At 50.4% G+C, this 22,635-nt stretch carries 21 protein-coding genes and 4 tRNA genes; all 25 read right to left on the bottom strand.

Annotated elements, in window-relative coordinates:
• Positions 1 to 4 precede the first annotated feature (4 nt).
• Positions 5 to 1,132: a non-hydrolyzing UDP-N-acetylglucosamine 2-epimerase gene (gene wecB, locus KUF73_RS15170; protein ID WP_218438880.1), complete on the bottom strand. Its 1,128-nt coding sequence runs from the start codon at positions 1,130 to 1,132 to the stop codon at positions 5 to 7.
• Entirely contained in the window at positions 1,125 to 2,135 is a 1,011-nt protein-coding gene (locus KUF73_RS15165) for a polysaccharide biosynthesis protein (RefSeq protein ID WP_218438879.1), read from the bottom strand. Before KUF73_RS15165 ends, wecB begins: the two co-directional genes overlap by 8 nt.
• An 18-nt stretch (positions 2,136 to 2,153) precedes the next feature.
• A complete protein-coding gene (locus KUF73_RS15160) occupies positions 2,154 to 3,011 on the bottom strand; it encodes an SDR family oxidoreductase (protein WP_218438878.1) in 858 nt (285 codons plus the stop codon).
• Between the two features lie 117 nt (positions 3,012 to 3,128).
• On the bottom strand, positions 3,129 to 5,642 hold the full coding sequence (locus KUF73_RS15155; RefSeq protein ID WP_218438877.1) for a hypothetical protein: 2,514 nt from the start codon (positions 5,640 to 5,642) through the stop codon (positions 3,129 to 3,131).
• Positions 5,643 to 5,706: 64 nt separating this feature from the next.
• Positions 5,707 to 6,126, bottom strand: a complete 420-nt coding sequence (locus KUF73_RS15150) for a hypothetical protein (protein WP_218438876.1) — start codon at positions 6,124 to 6,126, stop codon at positions 5,707 to 5,709.
• A 50-nt stretch (positions 6,127 to 6,176) separates the two neighbouring features.
• Positions 6,177 to 7,388 (bottom strand): glycosyltransferase family 4 protein, encoded by a 1,212-nt coding sequence (locus tag KUF73_RS15145; RefSeq protein WP_218438875.1) that lies wholly within the window; start codon positions 7,386 to 7,388, stop codon positions 6,177 to 6,179.
• 5 nt (positions 7,389 to 7,393) lie between these two features.
• Positions 7,394 to 8,548 (bottom strand): glycosyltransferase, encoded by a 1,155-nt coding sequence (locus KUF73_RS15140; protein ID WP_218438874.1) that lies wholly within the window; start codon positions 8,546 to 8,548, stop codon positions 7,394 to 7,396.
• Complete coding sequence (locus tag KUF73_RS15135) at positions 8,545 to 9,501, bottom strand: NAD(P)-dependent oxidoreductase (RefSeq protein WP_218438873.1); 957 nt, start codon at positions 9,499 to 9,501, stop codon at positions 8,545 to 8,547. Before KUF73_RS15135 ends, KUF73_RS15140 begins: the two co-directional genes overlap by 4 nt.
• 30 nt (positions 9,502 to 9,531) lie before the next feature.
• Complete coding sequence (locus tag KUF73_RS15130) at positions 9,532 to 10,476, bottom strand: glycosyltransferase (RefSeq protein ID WP_218438872.1); 945 nt, start codon at positions 10,474 to 10,476, stop codon at positions 9,532 to 9,534.
• A gap of 62 nt (positions 10,477 to 10,538) precedes the next feature.
• Positions 10,539 to 11,648, bottom strand: a complete 1,110-nt coding sequence (locus KUF73_RS15125) for a glycosyltransferase family 2 protein (protein WP_256345648.1) — start codon at positions 11,646 to 11,648, stop codon at positions 10,539 to 10,541.
• A 34-nt stretch (positions 11,649 to 11,682) separates the two neighbouring features.
• On the bottom strand, positions 11,683 to 13,179 hold the full coding sequence (locus KUF73_RS15120; RefSeq protein WP_218438870.1) for an oligosaccharide flippase family protein: 1,497 nt from the start codon (positions 13,177 to 13,179) through the stop codon (positions 11,683 to 11,685).
• Between the two features lie 15 nt (positions 13,180 to 13,194).
• Positions 13,195 to 13,974 (bottom strand): cephalosporin hydroxylase family protein, encoded by a 780-nt coding sequence (locus KUF73_RS15115; protein ID WP_218438869.1) that lies wholly within the window; start codon positions 13,972 to 13,974, stop codon positions 13,195 to 13,197.
• The gene (locus KUF73_RS15110) at positions 13,961 to 14,683 is read right to left on the bottom strand and encodes a WbqC family protein (RefSeq protein ID WP_218438868.1); all 723 of its coding nucleotides are present in this window, start codon (positions 14,681 to 14,683) and stop codon (positions 13,961 to 13,963) included. Before KUF73_RS15110 ends, KUF73_RS15115 begins: the two co-directional genes overlap by 14 nt.
• Positions 14,684 to 14,690: 7 nt before the next feature.
• Positions 14,691 to 15,203, bottom strand: coding sequence for a GNAT family N-acetyltransferase (locus KUF73_RS15105; protein ID WP_218438867.1), 513 nt, complete (start codon positions 15,201 to 15,203; stop codon positions 14,691 to 14,693).
• A complete protein-coding gene (locus tag KUF73_RS15100) occupies positions 15,200 to 16,354 on the bottom strand; it encodes a class I SAM-dependent methyltransferase (RefSeq protein WP_218438866.1) in 1,155 nt (384 codons plus the stop codon). Before KUF73_RS15100 ends, KUF73_RS15105 begins: the two co-directional genes overlap by 4 nt.
• 3 nt (positions 16,355 to 16,357) lie before the next feature.
• A complete protein-coding gene (locus tag KUF73_RS15095) occupies positions 16,358 to 17,200 on the bottom strand; it encodes a phytanoyl-CoA dioxygenase family protein (protein ID WP_256345647.1) in 843 nt (280 codons plus the stop codon).
• A gap of 26 nt (positions 17,201 to 17,226) precedes the next feature.
• A complete protein-coding gene (locus KUF73_RS15090; protein WP_218438865.1) occupies positions 17,227 to 18,327 on the bottom strand; it encodes a DegT/DnrJ/EryC1/StrS aminotransferase family protein in 1,101 nt (366 codons plus the stop codon).
• Positions 18,324 to 19,547 carry a class I SAM-dependent methyltransferase gene (locus KUF73_RS15085; RefSeq protein ID WP_218438864.1) on the bottom strand — a complete coding sequence of 408 codons (1,224 nt, stop codon included), beginning with the start codon at positions 19,545 to 19,547 and terminating at the stop codon, positions 18,324 to 18,326. The genes KUF73_RS15090 and KUF73_RS15085 overlap by 4 nt, the downstream gene beginning before the upstream one ends.
• Positions 19,544 to 20,095: a dTDP-4-dehydrorhamnose 3,5-epimerase gene (rfbC, locus tag KUF73_RS15080; RefSeq protein WP_218438863.1), complete on the bottom strand. Its 552-nt coding sequence runs from the start codon at positions 20,093 to 20,095 to the stop codon at positions 19,544 to 19,546. Before rfbC ends, KUF73_RS15085 begins: the two co-directional genes overlap by 4 nt.
• Complete coding sequence (gene rfbG, locus KUF73_RS15075) at positions 20,092 to 21,171, bottom strand: CDP-glucose 4,6-dehydratase (RefSeq protein ID WP_218438862.1); 1,080 nt, start codon at positions 21,169 to 21,171, stop codon at positions 20,092 to 20,094. The genes rfbC and rfbG overlap by 4 nt, the downstream gene beginning before the upstream one ends.
• Positions 21,168 to 21,938 (bottom strand): glucose-1-phosphate cytidylyltransferase, encoded by a 771-nt coding sequence (rfbF, locus tag KUF73_RS15070; RefSeq protein ID WP_218438861.1) that lies wholly within the window; start codon positions 21,936 to 21,938, stop codon positions 21,168 to 21,170. The genes rfbG and rfbF overlap by 4 nt, the downstream gene beginning before the upstream one ends.
• Positions 21,939 to 22,144: 206 nt before the next feature.
• A tRNA-Pro gene (locus tag KUF73_RS15065) sits at positions 22,145 to 22,221 on the bottom strand.
• A gap of 96 nt (positions 22,222 to 22,317) precedes the next feature.
• Positions 22,318 to 22,393, bottom strand: a tRNA-Lys gene (locus KUF73_RS15060).
• A gap of 5 nt (positions 22,394 to 22,398) precedes the next feature.
• Positions 22,399 to 22,475, bottom strand: a tRNA-Pro gene (locus tag KUF73_RS15055).
• A gap of 9 nt (positions 22,476 to 22,484) precedes the next feature.
• Positions 22,485 to 22,560, bottom strand: a tRNA-Asn gene (locus KUF73_RS15050).
• Between the last annotated feature and the right edge of the window lie 75 nt (positions 22,561 to 22,635).

Raw genomic sequence — 22,635 nt, 5'->3', positions numbered from 1 at the left:
GGGCTCAAGCCTTGCTCCACACCGTGCGATTGATGTAGTCGGTATAACTCAGCACCACACGAACCACCTGCAACGACACCGGCCCACCTTTATAGTCAGGCACCAGTGGCACTTTGCGCTGCTCGCGAGAATGCTGGCTGGTGATCACACGCACCGCATCCATCACGGAACCGCGCTTCAGGCCGCTCATGATCAGCGTGCCTTCATCCATCCCTTCTGGACGCTCATGGGCATTGCGCAGGGTGACGGCAGGCAGATTCAGCAGCGAAGCTTCTTCGGTGATGGTGCCGCTATCGGAAAGCACGCAGAACGCCGACATTTGCAGCTTGATGTAATCCAGCAGACCAAACGGCTTAACGAAGCGGATCAACGGGTGATCAAGCGATTCACCCAAGGCTTCGAGACGTTTGCGCGTACGAGGATGAGTCGACACGATCACTGGAAAACCATAGTGATCAGCCAGGGCCCGCAGGGTATCCAGCAGATCGCGCAGATTGTCCGGCGTATCGACGTTTTCTTCACGATGGGCGCTGACAATAAAGAACTTGTCCTGCTCCAGGCCACTGCGCGCCAGCACATCGGACTGCTCGATCTTCGGCATGTAGTAGTCGAGGACTTCCTGCATGTGCGAGCCGGTTTTGATGATTGTTTCCGGGCGAATACCCTCGGCAATCAGGTAACGGCGAGCATGCTCGGTGAGCACCATGTTGATGTCACTGAGGTGGTCCAGCACCTTGCGGTTCAGTTCTTCAGGCACACGCTGATCGAAGCAGCGGTTACCCGCCTCCATATGAAACACCGGGATCTTGCGACGCTTGGCGGAAATCACCGCCAGGCAGGTATTGGTGTCGCCATACAGCAGCAATGCATCAGGCTTTTCCAGCTCGAAGATTTCATCCGACTTGGCGATGACTTCGGCGATGGTCTTGGCGGCGGTATCGCCGGCAGCACCGAGGAAGTGATCCGGCTTGCGGATCTCCAGGTCGTCGAAAAACACCTGATTGAGTTCGTAATCGTAGTTCTGCCCGGAGTGCACCAGGACATGATCGACCTGGCGATCCAGTTCAGCGATAACACGGCTCATCTTGATCAGCTCGGGACGCGTGCCAACCAGCGTCATGACCTTAAGCATTGAGCTGCTCCTTGATGTAGTCGAGCTTGAGCAGAAGCTCCTTGATCCCCGATACGTCCAGGCGTGTCGTGTTGTGGGAGGTGTAATCGTCCAGCTCGGAGATCCGCTGTTCACCTTCGACAAAGTACTTCTTGTAGTTCAGGTCACGGTTATCCGCCGGAATCCGGTAGTAACGCCCCATGTCCTCGGCCTTGGCCATTTCTTCGCGGGACACCAGCGATTCGTAGAGTTTTTCGCCGTGGCGAGTACCGATGACCTTGACCTCGTTGGTTTTGCCGAACAGCTGCTTGAGCGCCTCGGCCAGGTCGCCGACGGTAGAGGCCGGGGCTTTCTGGATGAACAAATCACCTTGCTGACCATGCTCGAAAGCGTGCAGAACCAGATCGACCGAGTCTTCAAGCGACATGAGGAAGCGGGTCATTTCCGGGTCTGTAACCGTCAGCACTTCACCTTTGTAAAGTTGATCGACGAACAACGGAATCACCGAGCCACGCGAGGCCATGACGTTGCCATAACGCGTCGCACAGATAACCGGGCCCGTGGTCGGGATCATGCGCGACTTGGCCACCATCAACTTCTCGGCCATCGCCTTGGAGATGCCCATGGCGTTGATCGGATAGACCGCTTTGTCAGTGCTCAACACCACAACCCGCTTAACACCGCTGGCGATGGCGGCGTTCAGTACGTTCTCGGTGCCGAGTACGTTGGTGCGCACCGCTTCCATTGGATAGAACTCGCAGGATGGAACCTGCTTCAAGGCCGCGGCGTGGAAGATGTAATCCACACCGACCATGGCCTGGGCCAAGCTGTCGTAATCTCGAACATCGCCGATGTAGAACTTGACCTTGTCATTGGCCAAGGCAATGCGCATGTCTTCCTGCTTCTTCTCGTCACGACTGAAAATGCGAATCTCGCGCACAGCGGTATTGAGAAAACGCTTGAGGACCGTATGGCCGAAAGAACCGGTACCACCGGTGATCATCAATACCTTGTCGTCGAACATGTAAACCTTCCGAATTCGTTAGCGAGTGGCGTGCATCAGCTCAATAAGCTGAGGCCAGATTGGGGCTTTGTACCCGGTCGCCTGGGTGAAGCGTTCGCTGTTGAGCGAGCGATCAATCACCAATGTGGCGTCTGGGCGGATCTCGATAGTCTTGCCATATTGATTGGCAATAAGGGTCAACAAGTCCAGCTTGGCTATCGGCTCTGCGGCGACATGATACAGGCCATTTAGCTCCGGGTGCGGCAGGACGAAGTCTTTCATCACCCGAGCCAGCTCAACGGTGGGCAAACCGGAGAAGATAGCTTCGGAAAAACCGCGCACACTCCCCTCCTGAGCCAGAAACCAGTCCACCAGAGAGTAACTGGAACCCAACTCGTGCCCGATGATCGAGGTTCGCAGAGTGATTGCATTCGGTAGATCGTGCAGCTCGCCAATGTACTTGGACTTGCCATACAGGTCTTCGGCATCCGAAAGATCGCTTTCCAGATAGCCGCCTTTGCTGCCAGAGAAGACGCAATCGGTACTGACCTGGATCAGGCGCGCACCGCTCAGCGCACAGAGCCGCGCCAGTCGGTGCGGCAACATGGCGTTGATCGGCAGCGCCGTCAGCGGGTCCTTGGCATCAGCCAGCTGCTTGATCAAGCCGACACAATTGATAACCACGTCCGGACGCACCTGGGTAAACGCAGCCACAAGCGCGTCCTGATCCAGCACATCAACGCCAGAGAGCAAGCGCTCGCGGCTTGCTTCGGGGAAGTTCCTCTTCCCCGCCGAGCTGCGCAATGTCCCCCAGACCTCATGCTCTGGATCAGAGCTGAATGTCCTGAAGACCGCACTGCCCAGCATGCCAGTGATACCCAGCACCAAAATTTTCATGCGAACTCTCAGAATATTTTACACAGTCAAACAAATATACATCGACTCAGGAAGCGAATCGAGAGCGCCTATAGTCGAGAATCCCCACGGCAACACCTGGGAGGACGATCAAACACTTTATTCTTCATTTTTTCTATCAACTAATACTCCATCATTCTCACTTTCTGCCTTCCCACTCCTGTACTGGGAAAGAACCGTAAGAATAATACCCCAGAGAAAAAACGTTATTATTCCAGGATAAGGCTGGCGCATGCCTACCTTCAACATGTTGTCCGCAAGCACAAAAAACAGAACCACACCCAGCACACCGAGCACCTCAGAGGACGCCCAGATACGGAAAGTGTTACGCACCGCATTCCACACTGTAAACGCTACTAATCCTAAAAGCGGTAAAACCGCTAGAAAGCCAAAATTATAGATAAAATCGAGATAATAATTATGCGCGCTCGGAAACTTGGTTCTATCCGGAGCGCCCGCATGACCTAGCCAAAACGAGCTGAAACTGTCGAAGATCTGGGAGAGATAGAAATGCCAATATACCAGTCGTTCATCACGGTTATTTAGAACTGTAGGCGCCTCTGTAATTTCCTTCGCCGATATGTGGACACCAAAAATATTAGCAACGCCAGAAACACCGGGAATGCTAGAAACGAACGACAGATCGATGCCGAACTTCGCCCGCAAGAATGCACCATTGACAAAGGCAAGACTCATGGCGATACCCAGACCCACCATTAGCACCATCGACGCACCATGCCAAATGCCTTTTCTTAATAGCAAGCTGCGAATAAAGAAAACCAGCACTCCCGTCACAATCAAAGCGTACGCAAGCATAGAAAACGCGAAGGCTGCATACATCCCAATGATAACTGACAACAGCAACAACCCCTTCCGATAACCCGCCTCCTCGGACAGAGCAAACAATGCAATGACATACCCGCCGGCAAAAATAACTGGCACATATTGCAAGTGCTGATAAATGCTAAACAAGTACACGGACGGAGACAAAATTCCGATATTTTTTGCCATCGTCGATATAGTTTCTAACGGCACGAAAATCAAAAGAATGAAAAACCACACTTTAGCCATCTTTGAAATAGCGCCCTTCTCCATGCCATATTGCTGCCCAAGCACAAGCGCAAACACAGGGAGAATATACTGAACAAGCAAAATCAACTTTGATTGCGTTTCGATACCGGACTCTGCTGCCAACAGCAAGCTTGTAAATAACATCCCCATAAACAGAAAAAATACGGTAATCAGCGACAAGCGAGCTTTTGTGTAACCACCCAAAATGACAATGCCTGCATAACATGCCAGCACTGAAACCGGAATAGGCAATAATGCCAGCTTTCCTTCACTGGAAAAATAAGGGTGTTCCCCTTGATAAATCCCGCCAGACAACTGGAAAAACAAAGGAATAAACAATACAAATGCTAAACCTGGCAAAATCCATCGCCCCGCCGTTTTTAACACTTTGGCACTGAAAAGACCGTCCTTTTCGCTTACGTAGAATACTAACGACAATATAGCCCCCAACAAGTAAAGCCCAGCCAACGAGGTGGCTCCCAGGCCGTAAAAAAGAAACGGGATACAACCGATAAGCAAGATATTGGCTAGCATATCAGAACCAAAAGCATCCTGACTTTCGCTATTTTGCAGTAAGCGTAACCGTACTCGTTGAGCTTTAACCATGATTGCCCCCCCCGTAAGCGAGCAACCTACCGCCAACCAAAACAATCCTCCCTTTCCGGTCCACAGCAGTAATTCCGGCCGCAGTAGCGCCATCGCAGCAACCAGTACCCCCACTAATAGTGAGCCCCCAACGATCAGGTTTACCCACCGCACCAAAGGACTCGAACGTCCGGAATTGCTCTCGTTACGCACCAAGGTTGGCCCCAACGCCTGGGTAAATACCGCCCCGAGTATGCCCCCGAGAGCGAAGGCCGAGAAAAGGTCACCGGCCATATGCCTTCCAACCAGAAGAACAATAAAAAGCCTGAACACGTAGACTGAAACACCGATCGCTGCCGTCGAACCAAAATGCGGCAACAGTAGTTTTAAATACTTCTTCCCATGAGGAGTTTTTTTGAATGCCGCCGCGAACATCTGAGGACGAATGCACCAACAAAGCGGCGTAACGGCCCATACAGCCAGCACCCAGAGGCCAACGGTGCTATCAAAAGAAAGCGCCAACAACACCAAGAGGCTTGCTACGCCCTGGGTAAGAAAAAAACGTACCGCCTGCGTAGACTGATGATCGTGCTCCTGCTCGCTGAGAAAGACTTCCGCCAACCATTCACACGCGCGGCGCACAATCAACAACAGGACAAACAGCCAACCTGAAGCCACCAACCCGATACTGAGCACAAAGGCCAAAGCACCGAGAGGAATTACCAATAAACAACGCAAGCGCAAAATGTAAGCGCTGTCTACGACCCTCGTTCTGGCCAGAATGATGCTTCGGGCATTACCGGAAAACGAGTAAAAAAGCGCCACCGTAGCACCGTGGACAATACCGAAGTCCGCAGCCAGGTCCGGCCTGCCAAATAGGCTCAAGCCAATCATGATCAGCATCATGGCGAAGGTGTTGGCCATGAATGCGGCAGGAAAAATGAATAGATTTTTCAAATGTCAGGCACCTGAATTCGAGAGTATCCTGAGTTTTTTCAACTCAGCGTAGGTCATCCAAGCGTCAAAGCCGCACATTCATATCACATATCAAAATAGTGATCAAAGCAGGCACGACCGCATGCCCAACCTTCCCTTTAGCCTGCACTCTTGCGCCTCGACGAACTAGCGCTGTGCGTGTGCTCAGCAGATCAAATGCTCTGTTGAGGAAGACGAGAAGCACAAAATTTAAAACACAGAGCGGCAGTACTATAAAACAGCGCGATCGCAGGATATAGGCGCTGTCTACCTGCCTATTTCCGGCTAGGAAGATGCTCCTGGCATTACCGGAAAATGAGTAAAAGAGAGCTACAGTAGCGGCGTAGACAATACCGAAGTCCCAAGCTAATTCCGGCCTGCCGAACAGACTCAAGCCAATCATGATTAGGATCATGGCGAAAATATTGGCCATGAACACATCAGGAAAAATGAATAATTTTTTCACAAGGGCCTGGTACCAAAATATAAGTCTGTGGCAAAACAACACTCGTCTTCTTAGCGTTGAAGTAGATCTATCAGGCGTCGAACTTGGTTACCCATGTCGAAATGCTGTTCAAAATAGGCTCGGCCAGATCGCCCCATCGTTTCTCTTTCGACTTCATCCAGACTGTGCATCTCACGGATAGCAGCCACTAACGGCGACACCTGTTCAGCCGGTGAGGAAAGCCCCGCACGAGCTTCTAGGACAATGCGAGCCCCCTCACCGTTCAAACAGGCAATGATCGGCCTTCCTGCCGCCAGATAAGCTTGAATTTTGCTCGGAATGGTTTGGCTGAAAATACGCTCATCATTGAGCGAAACCAGTAGCGCGGCGGAGCGCGAAAAAATACCCGGCATCGCTTCAGCGGGAAAGCGACCTGGCAAAATCAGATTATCCAGACCGTGAGCCTGTTTCTGCGCCTTGAGCCAATCCAAGCGACTACCGCTGCCAATAAGCACCAAACGGATATCACCCTCATCACGCAGTTGAATTGCCACTTGCAACAGGGTGTCCAAAGCTTGGGCCGTGCCAAGATTGCCAGCAAATACCACGCAAAAATTCTGCTCAAGTACCGAGGACAGCTCATGCGGAATTGGCACATCGGCTCGGGGTGAAAAGGTATCTATTGAATTAGGGTAATAAACAATTTTATCTCGAGCGGCGTAGTGAGCCACAGGATCGATGAACGCATGAGATTGAACCAGCAATCGATCACAGCCGGAGTAGATCGACCTGACCAATGAGCCAACCACTTTCAACAAAAATCGGTTTTTCACAAACCCCGTTGCCGCGAGACTCTCTGGCCACAGATCCTGTATCCACAAAGCAAGGTGCGCCTTCTTCAACCATTTGAGGGCGATGGCGGGTATTGCCTGGGTGATAGGCGACGGAGCGAACACCAAAATGGCATCAAACTCTCGCTTTCTCAGTAGCCAGGGGAAAAGAGCCAGCCCAGCAATGACAAACGACAAATAATTGAGAACCATATTTTTAGCTCCGCCTTTGCCGCGCGGCCATAACGGCACTCTCACAACATCGACGCAATCAAGATACCGTTCTCGCTGACAACCCCAAGCGCGATAACCAGGAAAAATTTCCCCGTCCGGATAGTTGGGCTTACCAGTAGCCACCACCACTTCATGCCCTTGGGTGACAAGTACCCGAACGATATCATTGATAATGAAGTGTTCAGGGCTGAAATATTGGGAAACGATGAGTAACTTCACAGTCTTCAGACCCTATTAACAGCGTTTCGAGACTCGAATACTAGCTTGCTATACAGCACAAGAACTTGCTGGGTCAGTCCGTCCCAAGTGTAACGAGACAGTATCGCGGCGCGCAGTCGTTGACCTTGAGCACTCAAGCGCTCTGGGTCTTGAAGCATGAACCGCATCCCTTCGGCAAGGGCGTCGACATCCACGGCGACGACACGACCACCATCCAATTCTTGTACTTCATCGAAACCACATTGATCAGTCAATAACACGGGAGTACCGCACAACCCTGCCTCAAGCGCCACTAGAGACATCGCCTCCTGACGGGACGGTACTACCAACAAGCTAGCCGCAGCCAGGGCATCCTGTTTCTCCTGACCGGCCAGGAAACCAGTAAAGGAAATGCGATTGGATAACCCGGTCTCAATAACAGAGTTTCTTAGCTGCGCGCTCAACTCGCCATCGGGTCCTGCGAACACCAAATGAACATTCCCCAACTGTTTGGCGATCTTGGCGAAGGCGGCAAGGAGCAGATCTGGACCTTTGATCGGACTCAGACGACCAAGAAACAAGATAATTTGTCGGTTGTGAAGACTATGAGCGTCTCTGAAGGCTTGTGGATTGGTAATGGATTGAGTGGGTTGGACGCCGTTTGGCAGAAGCTCTACCCGTGAGTCATCGACGCCATATTCAGTGAATTGCTCGCGTTCAAGGTTAGTCACCGCCAGGCAGCGAGAAGCCCCTTGCACAATACGTTTGCCCACCACCCGGTTGTAAATTTTCTTCAGTAACGCTGATCGACCAAAGACCCTTAACGACCCGGCGGGACAATAAACGTAGGGGCGACCCAACTTAAGGGCAATTAAACAAACCATGGCGCCAAGGACACTCCAGTGTCCGGTGACGTGAATGACGTCCGCATCAGCCACAAGACCCTTTATCCGCCGATAGGAAACCAGAGGCGTCAAAAATCTCCGGATCAGTGTCGGCACGGCAACGAGTTCAATGTTCCTAAGCTCTGCTTTACGCTTGTCTCCCAACCCCAATTCTGTACAAAGCACTGTACAGGCGACGTTGGCACGGTGCAGCGCCAAGGCCAACTGGAAAGTACGCTCCGCCGTTCCGCCACCGAGAGAAGGATCGATGGCGTCCGACACATGCAAAATTTTCAAGAGGTGCAATTCTCGGCTAGATAGTTTTGTGCGAAATATTGAAGTTCCGCCTCGAAATCCACCGATCGACGAAATCCCCAAGAATACAATTTTCCGGCATCGTAAATTAACCGAGGGTCGGCTTGGGAACGCCCCACCAACTTGAGCAAGGTTTTCAGTACAGTGGCAGGCAAACACAGTCCGGAGTCAGGCATGGGCTTACCCAACACCGCACCTAGAATAGAGTCAACCGCCTGGTAATGATTGGTTGGTTCATCATCTGCTGAAATCAAAAAAACATTCCCCTCCAGGGGTCTTTTCCCGAAAGCCAGAAAAACGATCGCAGCCACAACCTCATTGACACTCACCAGATGCATATGACGTTGGCCATGAATGAAACGGAACAGTCTTCTCGAAAAAAAGCTGTTCCCTGCAATCGTGCCAGCCAATTTCAACAGATTTTGACCTCCGCGACCAAAAACGGCAGTAGGCCGTAAAATGCCTAGATCGGCGATGCCGTGCAGTTCGCGGTGAAAAATTTTCTCCGCATTCAGCTTTTGTCGCTCGTAATCTGTGACGGGATGCTCTGTCGTTGACTCGCTGACTACTCGTTGCGGCGGGACGCCGACAACCATTGCAGTACTGATATGCAGCACGCGGTGTACGCCTGCCTGCTTGGCAGCTTTGGCAAGATTGCCAATGCCTTCGGAGTAACGTTCATCAGACAGTTGACCTGAAGGATGGGCGAGATTGATCAACAATCGAGCATCCGCCAGGAATGCTCCGAGACTGATGGGATCGAAAAGATCGCCAACATGGGTCTCAACGCCCTCCACCGCATTTCGACCTACATTGCGAGTCAATATGCGGACCGTCACCCCCTGCCCTATCAGCATTGGAAGAAGATGCTGACCTATAAAGCCAAAAGCACCGGTCAAACAAATGACATGCCTTTCTATTGCCATAACCGGCATGTCTCCCTTGAAATTTGGTGTCAAATTAGCTCAGCGAAGCAAGGAATTTTTCCAACGAACAAGTCGATGGAGGCTACGATTGAACAGGCTATTAAGAATTATCTTGCCCGTCCGAAGACGAGTAAAGTTACGTGGGTAGATTATAAAAGCTTGTTGAAACGCCTGCCAGCCTAGAAAAAAACGGCCCGCACGAGTTTGCAATTGTGCTACGGCAATCCACGCATTACTGAGCGCCACAGCCTTCAACGGTTCGAGCTCGGGCGGCAATTTTCCGGATTCAATAAACCCAGAGATGATTTGCAAAGGCTCCAACGCTTTTTTCTCATCGGCCACTGCAAAGGTCTGGGACTGCTCATGCACACGGAAACAAGCCAATACTTCTGGCACCCTTACAAAGCGACCCTGCAGCCCCAACCTTAGCCAATAATCATAATCAGGCATCTGTCGGTAAGCACTATTCCATTGACCAGTCGCTTCAAATGCTTGACGAGTCATAAAAACCCCAGGGCCGGGATGACAGATTAACTGACTGAACATATCGCGAAAGTCAAAGTCCGGGGCTGTAACTTTTCGGATCAATCGAGATGAAGGGTCAAACAAATTAAAATCACAATACGTGAGGACCGCGTCATCCTGTAAAAAACGCAAAGAAGTACTAACAGCATTGGGTAAAAGTTCATCATCGGCACTTAGGTACGAAAGCACATCGCCCTTTGCCATACCCCAGCCTTTATTGAGCGTCTTGGCTTGCCCCATATTTACATGCGATTGCCAACGAAAGGCATCACCATACCGCTCAAGAACCTCCCGAGTATTGTCAGTAGATCCGTCATCTAGAACGATCAATTCTATGTTCGGATAGTCTTGACATAAAACACTTTCAATCGCTCGCTCAAGAAATGAAGCATAGTTAAAAGCCGGAATCACGATTGAAACAAGCCTAGCTTCTGCTTCCAACCCAACCAACTCTCTCACTTAGGCTCCCCCAAAAACGTATCGCGCGTCGCACCAATATAAAAACAGGAATGCAACTAGAATCAATGTAACTCTTCACACTGCTGCGAGAAAGCAAATATATCATTAGGAACAACAGTACTATTCTGTATCTGAGGCTGCGATTTCGATCGCCACTTTGACCTGAATTTATTAAACGCGAAAGCGCTAGCGTAATAAAAATAGCCAAATAGACTCACATCACAGACACGGCGAATTGACTTCCAGTTCGCCAACACTCGGAAGCCATACTTTCCATACATTACACTTTCGATAAACGCCCACATACCGTTATGATTGAGCTTAATATCGCGATAAAAATCAGGAAAGCTATCCTTTGCAACAAAAACAACATCAAGAAGCAAAGTAATTTTTTGACTTATATCCTTCGGAAGACCTTCATGAACCTGGTAACCATCGCATTCTTTCATAAACGCATTCAATGGACCAGATCCGACTCCTTTCAGTAAAACAGATCCAGCGTTAGACTTGGATGAGTGCCCGCTTATTGTAACCGGTACACCAAGATCAATTGAAACCGGAGAAAAGACAGGAATAGCGTAAGACATGTATACATCAGGCGCTGTTGTCTTAAAATAACTACCAGTGGCACTCTTGATCGCCTCAAGAACATCCCGCCGAACAGCGGAATGATACAAATGAGGTAAAGGCAAGTAATTACAAAGCCCCCATTTCAATGCAAATTTCACCAACCGATGCAAATCCAACTCTTTCACAGCACCGAGTGGTGACAATTCAATTCTTGGTGGCTGATCACCAATAGGCCAAATATAAACATGTGTTGGCCAACTATACACAGGAGCGGCAGATTTTGAAATCTCATCCAACAAACATCTAACCCCTCCCTTACTTACAGCATCATCATCGCCAATAATGCATACATACTCACCCAAAGCATGTCCGACTGCAAACTCCCAGTGTTCAGTCATAGCCAGACGTACGCCAGGGTTAATATAACGAATACGCCCACCACCCAAGGACTCAACAAGCTCCTTGGTACCATCCTCACTGACATTATCACTAACAATTATTTCAACATCATCGACAGCCTGGCTCAAAATTGACTTCAACGTATAAGCCAATGTCTCAACCCGCTCTCGCGTAGGCACTATCAAAGACAATTTCACCGACATAATAAAACCACCGCTAAACAATAAAACATACAAACTAGTTAAAAATCAAAGCGACTGACTTTACAATATAGCGTCTAACCAATGGTGCCGCCAATGAGCACGCTACAACTGCACCACCGCAAACCCCAACTATAAAGAAAATACGTCCAACACCTCCTACCCCATCAATATCAATAAGAGAGGCCAACCAAACAAAACCAAAACCAACTGCCGCTGGGATACATACATCTTCAAAAAACCAACGCCATTTTTCTTCCGTGAGAATTCGCCGAAACATGAAGCTCATCCCAATGGCAATGTAGCCTATATTGAGTACGAGCCAAACATATGCAGCACCGATTCCCCCGTAGACAGGTGCAACAACAATAATAGCAGGAACAACAAAAAGCGCGGCCACTGCATTGACTCTGACCCCCAAACTGGTCCAACCATGAGCTAATTGAGCCTGATAAGGGATCCACAGCAAGCCATTCAACAATGACCCCATAGCCAAGATAGAAACCAAAGGAGCGGATTTCTCCGCAAGCTGGGGATTTTGAGTCCAAAGGGTTATTATCTGGACGCCAAAGAAAATCAAAGTACTTGCTAGAGCTACCAGCAATACAGTTACTAACTGCGCACCTTGGTGAAAAGACTTAGATAAATTGCTGATATCTTTTTGTGCATACAACTCCGAAAACCGCGGAAAGAAAGCCTGCGTTATAGGCATGACAAACATAAACAAACCACTGGATATTAATGCCGCAAAGGTGTAGCTGCCGAACTCAGACAATGAAAGAATCTTTGACAAAATAATTTTGTCAGCCTGTGTCAAAAGTAACGCAAAAAAAGTAGTCAGCATCATACCAACGGCAAAACTTCCGACCTGCCGCAAAGACTCAACTGAAAACTGTGCAGTTGCCGATATAGAAGGTAGCTTCTTATAGACAAGAAAAGACAAAATCAACACAGTTAAAATAGAGGCGACGCCCTGCCATATAAAAAAGGCGCGAATATCCGACTGCACCCAAATCAAAACCAGGACAGCACCACCACTTCTTAGAGTAGCCATTGCAGCCCCAACCAAATTAACAACCACTTGCTGTTGTAGTCCGACAAGGCTACTACGATATACATTTTCAATAAGTCTTAACGATGCGACAACGCCCATTATAAAGAGAGATTGAGAAACATCTTGAAGGGGCAAAGTATCAACTTTTAGCCAACCTTCTGCCAACCAACCAGAAACACCCCATGCTGAACAAATTATAATTACAGCGAATATGCACACCAAAAATTCAATACTTCGTAGCAAATCCCATATTGACTTCGCAGAATGAGCCCCTCCCGTATGCCTGGCCATCTCGCGACTAAGAGTGGGCGCCATCCCCATATCCAAGATGGTCAGCCATGCCTGAAGCGCAGTAAACAATCCAATAAGTCCGTAGGACTCAATCCCCAAATATTTTATATAGATAGGAACAAAGGCAAGACTAATAAGCGCTGACCAGCCCTGACCCAAAAAATTTGAAATTATATTACTGCGCATCATAACGAGACCACGCGCTTATTTAACTCGCTTCAAAAAGCCATCAGGTGCCACGCTTATCTGAAGCTTATGATCTATTTTCTTGTCGATTTCAAATTCAGCATGCGTCTTCAAGTATTCCTTAACAGCGCTTTTAGGGCTGTTCCCTGGACCCCATGGGCGCTCCTGAATCAAATCTACAGGCATGTCTTCGATCAAGGTATCAAATACCACGCAGTAACTTCCTACGCTAACCAGATCAGCATAAGCCTCGAGTTCTGCGAGAACATGGTCATGTGTATGGTTCGAATCTAGGCAGACCAAGATACGCTTGTAACCTTTAGCATATTCACGGACTTTTGAAATCGTATCAGTATCGATACTCGACCCCTGAACCATTTCAATCATATGCGACATGGGGTGAGCTTTAATCGCATCATGGTTATGCTGACGAATATCGATATCAATACCCAGCACACGACGCTTACTAGCCTGTGGATCAAGGGTTTTACCTTGTTCAACAGCTTCGCAATAGTCGAGCATCGCCAGCATCGAGGCGCTAAAAATCAATGACCCGCCATGAGCGATGCCAGTCTCTATGATCAAATCCGGTTTGATATCCCAGATCAACTCCTGCATTGCCCAGGTATCATTAGGAAACTGAATCGCCGGACGACCGAACCAGGAAAAATTATAGGCCCACTTGTGCCGGCTGATTTCACGCACCCAAACACGGGACAGCGCTTGCAGATCGGTATCAGCGCCCAGCGCTTCAATGTTTTCTGCGACTTCCTGACGAAACTGATCATGCGGATTCATTTTTAAAGCTTCTCCAATCTGTAGTTCCAGAATTTATTGACTCAAGCCCGAGCTTGCCACAGTTCGCCACCAGATCCAGGGCGGAAACATAGGGCGTAAAATCGCCATGCGCTTGGGGGTAGGGCATGCAGTTATAAGCCATATATTCGACGGCAACGCCCGAACGCTCGAACAGCTCATGATCGAGGTAGCGTCCGGCGCCATGACCAGTGATGTATTTGTCCCCTTCCAGACGCTTTACCACTGAAAGGACACGATCACTGCTACTTCCCGGAATATCCAAGGACTGCACATCGATAAAACGACAGTTAACATCCAAGCCAAAATACTCGACCAGCGCCATCAACGACGCACGAGCCAGTGCTCCGACATCTGCATAATCGCCAGCATAAACATTTGCAACGAGCTCAAGGGCATCCTGACGAAATGGAGCGTTTGCAAAGCTGTTTTCCAGCAACGCTATATGTGTGTCTCGCCATTTCGAAGTCGGAGGCACCTGAACTTCATTTATCTTTTGACCTAAATGAAGGTCCACTAAAGGGACCGTCATCCATCGTATACCTTGGGGTGTCTTTATTTGTACCCGGTTGACAAAGCTGCCTTTGGAAAACTGCACGTCATCGTAATGAACAAAAACGTCCGCCAGGCGAACTTGTTCCAAGAGACCTACCCATGGAAAAAGCATCGATTGTGAAATGACGATGTTCATAATTCACTTAACTCAAAAAGAGCTCCATAAGCACCACATCATGCCAAGCCCCTGAAATGAACACGTGATTCGAGAGCATTCCACAGTGTGCAAAGCCAGCTTTTTCATAACACTTTATTGCTGCGGCATTGTCGCCTCTAACTTTCAGCCAGATTTTCCCAAGCCCCCAAGTGTCACGCATATAGGCGCTGGCCAAAGCAAGCACCTCACTGCCAATACCACGCCCTTGGGCACTGGAAGCCAAGCAAATACCCAGCTCTGTATTACGACTGACAAAATCGGTGTTTTTAAACTGTAAAAACCCCAAGGCCGTATCGTCGGCAGGGTCCGCCAGAATAAAAATGAAACTATCGGAAGCCCCCGAAAATCCTTTCAGCCATTCACGTACCTGGTTTTCATCGCTGCCCCGCGGGCGGGCCAACAACTGCGCTTGCAAAGAAACGTCGTTGCGCATGCTCCGGAGTAGCGCAAGGTCGCCCTCGTTCCAGCTACGTAGAAGGACGTTTTTCCCTGTGATCATGCATGTTGCTCATCAAGGAAGACCAGAGAGATGTCTCGATCCTGCAGCCAGCGCATGTCATTCATGACGGCGCGAGCAATGCTGGGATTCAAGCCAACGTAAAGTACCTTCACGTCTTCCGGAAGCGACTGCGGAGAAAGAATCGGCTTACCGAACAGCTCTTTTCCCTGCTGGAAAGGGCTAGCGTCCAAAAAGCAGGTAACGCTATCAAAGTCACTCATTGCACTGGCGATATAGGCGCCATAGAAGCCCGAGCCGTAAATAGCCTTGGTTACACCTGCATTGGCTTGTGATGTTTGGGAGATACGCTGATTAACAGCCTCCCAATAACGAGCCAATTCTTCTGATCGCACAAGGGTTTCGGCTATGTTGAGTCTGGCTGAGTTCTGGGGACCTTTACGAGCCGTAAAGACAAGGGCCCCGCGGTGTGCAGCATCATCGATCTGAATATCAGTGAAGCCAGCAGCATCAAGCAGGTAGGCTAGCGAAGGAGCCGTGAAGTGGTTGACATGGTCAATCACTACAAAGTCCGCAACGTTGCCGAAGGTATCAGGGACAATGCCATAAAACACTCCATTGTCCTTAAGCAATGCATGAACTTTCTTTACTGTATCGATCGGCTCAGGGATATGCTCGAGGGCGAAGAAGGAGGTCAGGACGTCAAAGTTGGATGCCCAGGATTCAGGTGTTGTGTGAATCGCGTACTTATCGGCACTGACGAATTTATTCCAATATTCTTTGTACATCGAACTGACATCGAATAAATGAATATTCAAATCAGTACGTACCCCACTCAACTTCTTGAGTGTAGAGGCCTTGGCACAGCCATAATCCAAAACTGTAGCGCCAGCGGGCAAATTCAATTTGCTCAGCAAGGTTGTTATCTGATGATCCGTCCGATAGACAATTTCACCTGCTTTTACCTCGTAAATCTGATCCTCTTCTTCGTCACTCAGAAGAATTTTGTAATCGGACTCGTAATAAGCAACAGTATCGGCGAACGCCTCGCTACGCAGATGCGAGCACACCGGGCACGACCAAACATTGACTTGTCCATCGCGAAGCTCACACAGCGAAGTCAGGGACTGATTCGAGTTAGCCGTATAGACAGGCTTCTCGATTTCAGTGAGACAAACATTGCAGTGCATCATTTTTTACTCCGCGTGAAATAATTCTGGATGTACGGCGCGAAAATCAACGCCAGCTGCATAGGACCCTTTCCAACCGTGTGAACGGCCTACAGGATCTGCAAAATTGAAGTATCTGAATTGCATAGACCAACGGGCCCGATCGCTCTTGTTATAACCAGAGCAATGCAAGAGCATGAAATCGATGATGACCAAATCACCAGGTGAAGTCAGTGGCGCAATTTTACTGTACTTTTCCAGGTACTGTTGCTCGTCTTTAATCATCAACGCGTACGCACCGGAACGCCCTGCGCCGTCAGGATCAGCACTGTAAACGGGCAACGGTCCCAGCTTGTGAGACTCAGGGCAGAATACGACCGGCCCCATCGCTTCGGTCAAATCCAGTAGTGGGCTCCAGAAAACCAGGCCATCTACACTTCGCAGCTGAGCCGGGTATTCCTGATGCCACATCGCACGGTATTTGTCTTCGAATGGGCAATCGATACGAATACCGTACCCACCCGCCGCAATGCCTGGAATAGCCCCCTGTCTCAATTCCGAAAATAACGACTCGTGCCGAGGATGCGCGACCAGTCGCATGAACGCAGGGATTTGTTTCACCGCATCATAGATCTCTCCGCCCCAGGAGCGATTTATTTTGATCAGGTCCAGATAACCGCTATCGAATTTCAACGGGTTATAAGCGCCTCTCTGGTCGGTAATTCCGTACTTGAGCATGACCTGACCAATGACATCGTGGATACCACGCTGAACCGCCCCAATGTCACACTCGTCATAAAAGTTCCGAATTATCAAAACGCCATTGCGTTCAAACTCGGTAATCTGCTCTGGGCTCAAGTATTTATTCATGGTGCGCTCTGGCTCAGGGTCTACCATCACAATGTCGAAAAAACCGAGCACACCCGCTCTAGTTCAACAGCGGTCAGGTCGTGGTAACTCGGCAGATTCATCGCACGTAGCGGAATGGAATAGGCATTCACATTCTCAGGCCGCGGCTCGAACATCGGTAAGCTGGACAGCGGGTGAAAAAATACCCGAGCGTCGATATTGGCCGCCTGAAAAGCCAGCTGCAAGCGCTCACGGGTCATCCCGGTATGCTCTGCAAAAACGACTGTTGGCATCCACGCGCCAATGATCGTTCCTTCAGGCTGCGCATTGAGCGCAATGCCCGAGTAGGATTTCAGCCCTTCTCGGTACAGGCCCATGATCTCCTGCTTTCGCCGGATCAACTGGTCAATGCGTTCGGTTTGCGCACAACCAATCGCAGCCTGAATATTCGACATCTTGTATTTGAAACCAACCATGTCCGGCCAGAATTGCTTAGTCTGCCCCCTTGCCCTGCCATGGTTTGAAAGCGTCAGCACTTTCTCGTAAAGGGCTGCGTCGTTAGTAACGAACATGCCGCCTTCGCCCGTCGTCAACGTCTTGGTGCCATGGAAAGAAAAACTGCCAAAAGCCCCCATGCTACCGGCACGCTTGCCGTGATACTCAGAACCAATTGCCTCGGCCGCATCCTCTATTACGGGAATACCATGACGCTCGCCGATTTCCAGCAGACGATCCATATCGCAGAGATTGCCGTACAAGTGCACCGCGACGATGGCTTTGGTTTTAGGGGTGATAGCTGACTCAACCTGATCGGGATCAAGGCACCAGGTGTCGGGAAGAATATCGACGAATACCGGCGTAGCGCCCAGGTGCTCGACAGGAGAAACGGTGGCGATCCAGTTGGTGTCCGCCATGATCACTTCATCACCTGGCCCTATGCCCAAAGCAGCCATGCCCATGTGCAGGGCCCCCGTACAACTCGAAGTGGCAATCGCATACTCAACGCCAAGATGGGCCTTGAATGCATTTTCGAAACGCACGATATATTCGTAGCACTTATCGCCCCAACCGTTTCTTGCCGCGTCAGTGGCGTACTCGACTTCTAGCTCGGTTATCGAAGGCTTGGTGTAAAAAATCCGCTCGCTCATTTGACCTCCAGTGCCGGAACAGCGGTGACAAACTGTCCGCCCCACTCTCTGACGTAGCCGTGATGACCGATCACTTCGTCGGCGATGTTCCAGGGCAGAATCACCACGGTGTCGGGTTTAGTTTCTTTCAGCTTCTGCGGCGAGTAGACCGGGATATGGCTCCCGGGAAGGTATTTACCTTGCTTGGACGGCGCTGCATCACACACATAGGCCAAGAGATCCGGTTTAACGCCTGCATAATTCAACAGCGTATTGCCCTTGGCAGCAGCACCATACGCAACGACCTGTTTGCCCGCGCGCTTCTGCTCGATCAGGAAGCTGAGCAATCCATTCTTGACGTCATCGGCCCGCAATTGAAAAGCTTGATAAATTTCGAGATTCCGCAGCCCGAATTTCAGCTCTGCATCAAGAAGACGAGCGACTCCGAGACTGTCAATGCGACCATCCTCAACATGACAGCCATGTACGCGCAAGCTGCCTCCATGTGTCGACAACTCTTCCACATCACTGATCCGCAAACCAGCCTGGGCAAAGATTCGGTCTACCGTGTAGAGCGACAGATATGAAAAGTGCTCGTGGTATACGGTGTCGAACTGGGTGTGTTGGATCAGGCGCATGAGGTGCGGAAATTCAAGGGTAATGGTTCCCCCTGGTTTCAATGCTGCTTTCAGACCACGAGTGAAGTCATTGATATCCGGGACATGGGCAAAAACATTGTTGCCGGCAATCAGATCAGCCTGTCGCCCTTCTTTCGCCAGTCGCTTGCCCAACTCCTCACCGAAGAATTCACGCAATACCGGAATACCGATTTGCTCTGCAGCAGCGGCAGTGCTAGCGGTTGGCTCGACCCCAAGGCATGGGATATCAGCAGCCAGAAAATTCTTCAGCAGGTATCCGTCGTTAGAAGCCACTTCGATGACAAAGCTGTCAGCTCCGAGGCTCAATCGCTCGATCATGGTCTTCGAATAAACAGCCGCATGTTCGAGCCAACTGGTCGAAGTGGACGAGAAGTAGGCGTAATCCTTGGAAAAAAACAGGTCTGCCTGAGCGTAATCTTCGGTCTGCACCAGCCAGCAGTGCTCGCACACTTTCAATTTGAGCGGAAAGTAGATTTCTGGTGCGCTCAACTCCGCTTCGCTGAGGTACGAATTGGAGGGTGGAGCAAAACCGAGGTCCAGAAAAGTGTGCTGCAGCGGCTCAGAGCAGTGGCGACATTTCATACATGAAGTCCGGCGAATTCGTTAGATAACAAAGCGTGATTCTTGTCGCGCTCGGAAAGATCAGTAACAGCCAACGGCCAAGTGATTCCAAGCCGAGGATCATCAAAACGCACAGCCCCCTCGGCCGCTGGCTCATAGAAAGCGGTGTGCAGGTAAAGAAGCTCACTCTCGGCTTCCAGCACTTGAAAGCCGTGAGCGCAGCCTTGAGGAATCACTAACATACGACCGGTTTGCGGGCTCAACTCTTCAGCGTGCCAGCGCAAAAATGTCGGAGAGTCGGCACGCAAATCAACGACCACATCCCATACCCGCCCTTTCAAGCAACGGACCATTTTCATCTCTGCATGGGGTGCGTGCTGAAAATGCAGCCCTCGTACGGCACCGACGGTTGAGGTACGAGAATGGTTGATCTGCACGATATGTTGCGAACCTAATACCTGAGCCAGGCTTTTTTCGCAGAACAACCGACTGAAAGCACCACGGTGGTCCTGGTAAGGTTGGGTTTCAACCACCAGTGCGCCGTTTATAGCTGTTGGCCTGATATTCATGAGTCAACCCAGACACAGCCGGCTTGTGCTGCCGCCGCGATATAGCTCCCCAATTGTTCACGGGTGATCGCTTGGCCGGTGGAAGATTGGTGACGATACCAGTCAGCCGTCATTTCCAGGCTTTGCTCGAGACTCCAGACCGGCTGCCAACGCAACTGAGCTTTTGCCTGCGCGCAGTCGAGGTACAACAGGTTGGCTTCGTGAGGCTGTGGTACCGAGGTAGTATGCCAGGCGAGTTCAGGCCAATACTTCTGCAGCCCTGTCAGAACCTCGGCAACCGTACGATTGTCTTGAGGGGCGGGACCAAAATTCCATCCGCTTGCGATAGCCTTATCGACCATCAGAAGACGCTGACCGAGCAAAAGATAGCCGGACAGGCATTCCAGCACATGCTGCCAAGGCCGGGTGGATTGAGGAGAACGGATTTCCAGAGATGTACCGGCTTGAACAGCCCGGACCAGGTCAGGAATCAGACGATCTTCAGACCAGTCGCCCCCGCCAATGACATTACCAGCACGGGCTGAAGCGATCAGCGGCGCATCTTCACTGCTCCAGAATGCCTTGCGATAGCTGTCGACAACCAATTCGCTGGCCGCTTTGGAAGCACTGTAAGGATCATGACCGCCGAGACGATCATTTTCACGATAGCCCCAAGGCCACTCATTATTGGCGTATACCTTGTCCGTCGTGATGACAATCACTGTCCGCACACTAGGCGTAAGTCTGCAGGCCTCAAGTACGTTGGCAGTACCCATTACATTGGTCGACCAGCTTTCCAGCGGATCGCGGTAGGAGCGACGGACCAGCGCCTGGGCCGCAAGGTGAAAGACGATTTCTGGCTGGGCTCGTTCGAATGCATCCCGAACCACCGCCGGATCGCGAATGTCACCCCGTAAATCAATCGATGGGTTGTTCAGCAAATCCCAGTGAGCCGGAGCGCTTTCAGGCGCCAGGCCAAGGCCGGTCACTTGCGCCCCTAGCTCGCAGAGCCAAGTCGCCAGCCAACTGCCCTTAAAGCCCGTATGGCCGGTGAGCAGGACCTTGCGCCCCCGATAGAGATCGCCGAACTGTTTCATGCCCAGTGCTTCCAGGGTGCGTTACCTTTGCTCCACAAATCTTCGAGGTGATTTTTGTCGCGCAAAGTATCCATCGCCTGCCAAAAACCACTGTGCTGGTAAGCCATGAGGTTACCCTCATTAGCCAACCGCATCAGCGGCTCGGCTTCCCAACTGGATTGATCATCAGCAATGTAATCAATGACCGACGGATTGAGCACAAAGTAACCACCGTTGATCCAGGCACCATCGCCGGCCGGTTTTTCCTGGAAACTCTCAACCTGATCGCCTTGCATGTTCAAAGCGCCGTACCTTCCAGGCGGCTGAATAGCCGTGACGGTTGCAAGCTTGCCATGAGCATGGTGAAAATCGATCAATTCACGGATGTTCACATCCGATACACCGTCGCCATAGGTAAAACAGAACGGCTCATCGCCCAGATGTTCGCGGACTCGCTTGAGGCGCCCACCGGTCAAAGTATCCTCGCCGGTATTGACCAACGTGACGCGCCAAGGCTCAACGTAGCGCTGATGAACTTCCATGGTGTTGTTGGACATGTCGAATGTCACATCGGACATGTGCAGGAAGTAGTTCGCGAAATACTCCTTGATCACATAGCCCTTGTAGCCACAGCAAATTACGAAATCATTGATTCCGTAAGAAGAGTAGAGCTTCATGATGTGCCAGAGGATTGGTTTGCCACCAATTTCGATCATCGGCTTGGGACGCAGATGAGACTCTTCAGAAATGCGCGTGCCAAGTCCGCCCGCCAGAATTACCGCCTTCATGGAAAACCTTACCTGCAAATGCTTATGGAAACCGCTCAATCAATCTGAGGGTCGCGACAGTGACCCTTGATGCGCGAGCACTACAGACGGACTGGCAAACAGGAAGGTTTTAGCATGGCCTCGATGCATTGAACAGTCCTTGATCCAGCGCACACGCTTGATTCCAAATATAAAAAAGGCGTCCTATTGGACGCCTTTTTTATGTATGGTCGGGGTAAGGGGATTCGAACTCCTGACATCCTGCTCCCAAAGCAGGCGCGCTACCGGACTGCGCTATACCCCGGTAAAAAAAAGGCGACCTTTCCAAGTCGCCTTCTTCGATCAGCGCTTTTGGCCTCTGATCTTAAGATTCGATTCCAGCGTTAACTGGTTTCAAAAATGGTGGGTCGTGTGGGATTCGAACCTACGACCAATTGGTTAAAAGCCAACTGCTCTACCAACTGAGCTAACGACCCAAAAATGGTCGGGGTAAGGGGATTCGAACTCCTGACATCCTGCTCCCAAAGCAGGCGCGCTACCGGACTGCGCTATACCCCGGTTTGAAATTGGCTCCGTGACCAGGACTCGAACCTGGGACCCAATGATTAACAGTCATTTGCTCTACCGACTGAGCTATCACGGAACTACATATTTCAATTTACAACTTTGAAGCTTTACTGCGTTCTCTTCGACCCGTTCGCATCGCTGCGTTCGTGTG

It is taken from the genome of Pseudomonas sp. PD9R (assembly GCF_019200975.1).
Classification (GTDB): Bacteria; Pseudomonadota; Gammaproteobacteria; order Pseudomonadales; family Pseudomonadaceae; genus Aquipseudomonas.
Note: the sequence above shows the minus strand (reverse complement) of the source record. Positions and strands in the feature narration are given on the sequence as shown.